The organism is Treponema sp. R80B11-R83G3, assembly GCF_054786115.1.
The window spans coordinates 1-5,809 of the sequence record NZ_BDHF01000095.1 but is presented as its reverse complement, the minus strand read 5'-3'; the positions used below and the strand labels follow the sequence as shown (position 1 = coordinate 5,809).

At 41.7% G+C, this 5,809-nt stretch carries 5 protein-coding genes; 4 read left to right on the top strand and 1 reads right to left on the bottom strand.

Annotated elements, in window-relative coordinates; all coding sequences use genetic code 11:
- The 4 genes from mltG to ACYVRH_RS10750 form a co-directional block, all read left to right on the top strand.
- A partial coding sequence (gene mltG, locus ACYVRH_RS10765) for an endolytic transglycosylase MltG (protein ID WP_461256915.1) occupies positions 1-447 on the top strand: 447 nt, incomplete at its 5' end.
- On the top strand, positions 438-2,288 hold the full coding sequence (gene dnaG, locus ACYVRH_RS10760) for a DNA primase (protein WP_461256914.1): 1,851 nt from the start codon (positions 438-440) through the stop codon (positions 2,286-2,288). The genes mltG and dnaG, both read left to right, overlap by 10 nt.
- Positions 2,288-4,168: an RNA polymerase sigma factor RpoD gene (rpoD, locus tag ACYVRH_RS10755; protein WP_461256913.1), complete on the top strand. Its 1,881-nt coding sequence runs from the start codon at positions 2,288-2,290 to the stop codon at positions 4,166-4,168. The genes dnaG and rpoD overlap by 1 nt, the downstream gene beginning before the upstream one ends.
- 11 nt (positions 4,169-4,179) lie before the next feature.
- Positions 4,180-5,022, top strand: a complete 843-nt coding sequence (locus tag ACYVRH_RS10750; protein ID WP_461256912.1) for a zinc ribbon domain-containing protein — start codon at positions 4,180-4,182, stop codon at positions 5,020-5,022.
- A gap of 159 nt (positions 5,023-5,181) precedes the next feature.
- Here ACYVRH_RS10750 and ACYVRH_RS10745 read toward each other — a convergent pair whose 3' ends face one another.
- Positions 5,182-5,619 (bottom strand): type II toxin-antitoxin system RelE/ParE family toxin, encoded by a 438-nt coding sequence (locus ACYVRH_RS10745; protein WP_461256911.1) that lies wholly within the window; start codon positions 5,617-5,619, stop codon positions 5,182-5,184.
- Positions 5,620-5,809 lie beyond the last annotated feature (190 nt).

Genomic DNA, 5,809 nt, shown 5'->3' with positions numbered 1-5,809 from the left:
CCTTCTATTCTTTCGATGGACCCTAAAGAGTTAAATGAAAAAATAATAATCGCTTCCATTGTAGAGCGTGAATACAGAGTGGAGAATGAAGCGCCTATTATGGCGGGAGTTTTTTATAACAGGCTAAAAATAAATATGGCGTTACAATCATGCGCCACTATCGAATACATCATAACCGAGATACAGAAACGCCCTCATCCGTCCGTATTGCTGTTTGCTGATCTGGAAGTAAATAACCCGTATAACACGTACATAAAGCCGGGTCTGCCCCCGGGACCTATTTCCGCTCCGGGAATTACCGCATTAAGGGCGGCGCTTTATCCGGAAAACACAAATTATCTGTATTTCCGGCTTGAAGACGTATCAAGCGGAAGACATTATTTTTCCCGGACTTATGACGAGCACATAAAAGCCGGACAGCTTATAACAAAACCGTCATGGCCCTAATATCTAAAGCGTCCATTGATGAGGTTAATAACAGATTGGACGCTGTCGCCATAGTTGGCGATTATGTCCGCTTAGAAAAAAAAAGCGGACGCTGGTGGGGAAGATGCCCCTTTCACGGGGGCGGACAGGAGAAAACCCCCTCTTTCAAAGTTGACCCCGATTTAAAAATGTACCACTGTTTCGGTTGCGGCAAAGGAGGCAGCGTTATCAGTTTTGTCATGGAAATGGACAAGCTCACCTATCCCGAAGCGATAAAAAACCTTGCGCAAAAGATGAGTATAGAGCTTGTCTATGAAAAAGGCGGAAACGCAGAAAACGGCGAAGATAGTTCAATTAAGGAAGAGCTTTATGAGTTATACAAAAGAGTGACAGTCACCTTTACGCATTTTCTGCATGAAAAAGAGGAAGGAAAAGCCGCGTTGAAGTATATTTTAGACAGAAGTATAAGTAAAGAGATAATCGAACAGTTTAAACTTGGGTATGCGCCAGCGGATCGTGATTTTTTGCATAAATTTTTAAAGCAAAAAGGCTATTCGGATGAATTTCTTGCTAAATCAGGACTGTTTTCCGCAAAATATAGGACAATTCCCCTCTTTTCCGGGAGGCTTATGTTCCCGATTAGCGACAGACAGGGAAAAATAGTCGCTTTTGGCGGTAGGGCATTGCCGGGAACAGTGCAAAGAGACGGTAATGAGCCGCCAAAGTACATAAATTCCCCGGAAACTGAGATTTACAAGAAAGGGCAGACCCTTTTTGCCATTGATCACGCGAAGCCTGAAATGAGGAAAACAAAGACCGTATATCTTGCTGAAGGGTATATGGACGTAATAGCCCTTCATCAGGCGGGAATCGTCAATTCAGTCGCCCCGCTCGGTACGGCTTTTACGGACGAACAGGCGGCATGGCTTAGACGCTGGGTGGATAACGCAGTCCTCATTTTTGACAGCGATGAAGCGGGGCAAAAAGCGGCTTACAAGGCGATTATAACCTGCCGTAAAAACGGGCTTTCCTGTTCCCTTGTCAATTTTCAGGAAGGGCTGGAAAGCGAAATTGACGTAAAAGAAACTGAAAAAATCAAAGATCCCGCTGATATTTTGCAAAAATTTGGCTGGCAGATATTGAAAAAAATTGTTAAATTCATTATAAATGACTTTGAATACCTAATTTTCCGCGGCAGGCTTCAATATACTGCGGCTGGCGGTGATATTAATCGCGCGGTGGAATTTATGTTTCCGTATTTGGAGGCTTTAGATTCAGAAATTGACCGCGACGACAGCATCACGCGAATTGCCGATATTTTTAAAATTGAGCGGAGCGCGGTACTGAAGGAATATTCAAATTGGAAATTGACGGGTCACAGAGACTTTTCTGAAAAGACGGCTGAAGTAAAACAAAAACTTCAGATACTGGTAAATGACGAACTTAGGCTTTTAACAAATGTTGCGTTAAATCAGGATTTGTATCCTGAATTTCGCGCGGCGCTGGAGATTAAAGATGTAAATGATCCTGCGGCAAAAGAGCTTTTCATCTCGTTAGAGGAGTGTTATAAACATGATGAAAGCGGCATTGATTTTTTGCTGGCAAGAATTAACGACGAAGCGTTACGTGATTTTGTCGCGGACAGGGGAACTTCAGGCGAATTCAAATGTGATTCGCGCAAATTTATGGAGGATGGCATAAAACAAATCAGGAAAAAATTACTGGAGAAAAGGCTTACGGAAATAAACGCGCAAATGCGCGAAGGCGAAAGAAATTCAGATAATGTCGCAGATATTGACATTTTGCTTGCGCAGAAAAAAGACATTGATTCGCAAATTAGAAAACTTGAGGGAAGAAACTAATGATAAATAAATTAAATTCAATTTTTAAAAGAGTGTCGCCGATAGAAAAACATTTTTATAAAAAACCGGCGCGTATGGCGCATTTTTTAAGAAAACCGGAAATTGCTGAAACAAACAAGAAAGATACATGGCTTTTGACGGAACAAGCAATCTCAGATCCGTCAATTATTAAATTATTGGAATACGCAAAAGTAAAAAGGACGCTTTCTTATGAAGAACTTTCCGATTTTCTGCCGGAACATATAACCAACTCCGACAAAATAGAGCAGGTTCTCGCCCTTCTTGAAGCGAATAATGTTCAATTGGTGGAAGAAGACAGCGCGTCGGACGAAGACGATGGCGAAAACCAAAAAAATCAAGAAACGGGCAAGAAAAAGACGGCGGGCGGAAACAATAAAGAATCTACCCTTGTTGACGACCCTATACGGCTTTATCTTAGAGAAATAGGAAGAGAGCATCTGTTAACGGCGGAACAGGAAATTGAGCTTTCCAAAAAAATGGAAGAAGGCGAAAATATTGTAAAAAACGTAATTAAAAGATCGGGCATGATAATACCTGAATTTTACAATATTGCGCAAAAAGCGTTTTCAAAAAGGGATTTAAGGGAGCTTAACCTTTCCAAAAAAGAAATAACCGAACACATGACGGAATACCGCAGGTTAAACCAATTCTACAAAGATACGTTACGCGCAATTCAGGTTGAGTTAAGAAACTATATCGACTTAAAAAGGCAGTTAATCGTAAAGGATATAGATTACAAAGAAGACAAAGATTGCTCAAGTCTACGTAAAAAGATAATGAAGGCGGTAAAAAATACCCATTTACATCAGGAAGAAATTCAATCGTTTTCTGATAAATTTATAGCGGCGTCAAAAAAAATAAAGCGTTATATTAAAGAACAGGAACGGCTGGAAAAGCACCTTAAAGTAAATTCTTTAAAAGAACTTCGTACTATGGGAAGGTATCTTACCATTAAAGAAGAACGTGAAAAGCTTGAAAAAGATCTCGGCCTGTCATCAGATGAAATCAAGGAAAAAATACGCCTAATACAGGTAACGGATAAAAAATTAAGGACTCTTGAAGCGGAATTTGAAGAACCGATAGAGAATATCAACCAAATGGCCAGTGAAATATATCACGGGCGGATTATGATGAAAAACGCAAAAGACAGGCTGATAAGGGCAAATTTAAGGCTGGTTGTTTCCATCGCGAAAAAATACACAAACAGAGGTCTGCCGTTTTTTGATCTTGTGCAGGAAGGAAATATCGGACTTATCAAAGCGGTTGAAAAATTTGAATACCAAAAGGGTTTTAAATTTTCCACTTACGCGACATGGTGGATCAGGCAGGCTATTACCCGTTCCATATCCGATCAGGCAAGGACAATCCGCGTGCCAGTGCACATGATAGAGCAAATTAATAAAGTGGTGCGCGAATCAAGACAGCTTTTACAGACTCTTGGCAGGGAGCCAACGGACGAAGAAATAGCGGAAAAACTGGGATGGCCAGCGATAAAGGTAAAATCCGTAAAAAATGTCGCGCGCGAGCCTATCAGCCTGGAAACGCCGATTGGCGAAGAAGAAGATTCGCTGTTAGGTGATTTTATCGAAGACAAGGACGTGGAAAATCCCGCGAATCAGACGGCGTTTAAAGTGCTTCAGGAACAGATGGGAAGCGTTCTTTCAACGCTGCCGGCGCGCGAGCAGGAAGTTTTAAAAATGCGTTTTGGTCTTGATGACGGATATTCGCTTACTTTGGAAGAAGTAGGTTTATATTTTAACGTAACAAGAGAGAGAATAAGGCAGATAGAGGCAAAAGCCCTGCGCCGGTTAAGGCATCCAAAGAGAAGCCGAAAATTAAAAGACTATTTGGACCATTAAAAGGAGGGAATATGGTAACTGAAAGCGACCTTGACAAACTCAGGTCATTACAGGAAATTATCTATGAAAAAATCGGACTGGAAAAGAATATCCAGGAAATTCCAAAATTATTAGACACTCAAGAAGAGCTTTTAGACAGATTAAAGAAAACATTTATCGAAAAAAATAAAAATTTTGAAAAGGTTAAAGCGGAAGAAGCTGACTTTAAAAACAAGCTTGCGGAAGTTGAATTGGCAAGGGAAAAATCCGAAAAAAATATGGACATGGTAAGCACTCAAAGAGAGTACGAGGCTCTTGACAAGGAAATAAAAGACGCGTCGGATAAAGAACAGCAATACCGCAAAGAATTACAGCAAAGGGGAAGTATTATTTGCGAACTTGACGAGCAAATTAAGCAGCAGACGGCTTTAATTGAACAGCAGGAAAAAGAACTGGAAGAGCGCAGAAAAAAAATTGAAGCGGAAATAAATGACAAAAAGAAACAAATTGAAAATCTGAAGAAAAAAGAAAGCAAACTGACTGAAAACCTTGATTCCGAAGTCGTGTTTAAATTTGAAAGAATCATCAAAAATAAAATGGGAATCGGCATTGTCGCGATAAAGGGAAATGTCTGCATGGGCTGCCACATGATTCTTCCCGTCCAGTTCGCGAATGAAGTCAGAATAGGCGAGGAATATGTTTTCTGCCCCTATTGTTCGCGCATTCTCTATTACGAAGAATCGGCTGAAGGCGAGGAAGATTACTTTAACACTGAAGATACCGGCGCGCTTTCCGACCTTGACGAAGTGGAAGAAGATGAAGAAGAAGAGGACGATGAAGAAGAAGAGATAATTAATATTGATTCTGAAGAATGATGATGCCGATGTATGCCCAAGGGATTTATTCAGTACAGGCGGGCAGGCTGCGCACGCTGTAAAAACTTCGTAAGAGTCCGCTTCGCACTGGCGGCCACCTAAAGGCGGCCTTGCTTTTATTGGGGACGCGGCATTTATTGGTGCTCTCAGCGTACGGCATTATTGATCTACACGGCTACGCCGTGCGTTTGTTTGGCTGTGAGCCTTTCGGCGACTAAATAACGGTGGGTAGAAAGCTTTATCTAGGGTGCGTCGCCGAACTCTTATTCTCTGAATTTTCTTTGTTTTATTCCCAAGTCTCTCCGGCGGGGAACGCCGGGCTATTTTTTTGGCATTGGCAATATCCGCTTGCTGAGTGCGTTTATCACCACCGCAAAGCAGGATAATAATTTCCATGCCGGTGTCTTTATAATAGACACGGTAGCCTGGACCGTAGTCGATACGCATTTCCGAAATGCCCTCCCCTGCAGGTTCAACGTCTCCGGGGTTTCCTTCGGCAAGACGGTCAATGCGTTTATAAATGCGGAATCTGGCGCGGCTATCGCGCAGTTTGTCAATCCATTTTATAAATTCATCAGACCGCTTTATTTCCTTCATGCTTTTAGTGTAGGTTATAATATACATCTTGTCAAGAGGTTATTTTGTTTTTTTCGTTAACCGGCAATTTGCTTTATATGCGAACCTGCCATGAAGGGCGCGTCCTTGTTTCTATGCACAAACGTAAAGTCCTCGCTTCCGGGGCTTCTTTTATTTTCCAAGTAGTTCCGGCGCAATCAGACAGCGCGGA